We start from the raw sequence: 280 nt of genomic DNA on the forward strand, positions 1-280 counted from the left end.
TCAGGTCACCTTCCGTTACCGCCCGGATGCGTCCGAAGTGCTGCGTCAGGTCAGCCTCAGTATCAAACCCGGCGAAATTATTGGTATTGTCGGGCGTTCCGGCTCCGGAAAAAGCACACTCACCAAACTGGTACAGCGTCTGTATATCCCCGACCGGGGCCGTGTGATGCTGGACGGATATGACCTGGCGGTGATCAATACCACCTCATTAAGGCACCAGATTGGCGTAGTCCAGCAGGAGAATAATCTGTTTAACCGTTCGATCCGCGCCAATATTGCA

At 54.3% G+C, this 280-nt stretch carries 1 protein-coding gene; it reads left to right on the top strand.

Annotation, left to right across the window (positions count from 1 at the left end; all coding sequences use genetic code 11):
- Positions 1–280: ATP-binding cassette domain-containing protein (locus tag M977_RS24030; RefSeq protein ID WP_157092154.1), on the top strand; the 280-nt coding region annotated here is incomplete at both ends.

Source organism: Buttiauxella gaviniae ATCC 51604 (assembly GCF_001654835.1).
GTDB classification, from domain to species: Bacteria; Pseudomonadota; Gammaproteobacteria; order Enterobacterales; family Enterobacteriaceae; genus Buttiauxella; species Buttiauxella gaviniae.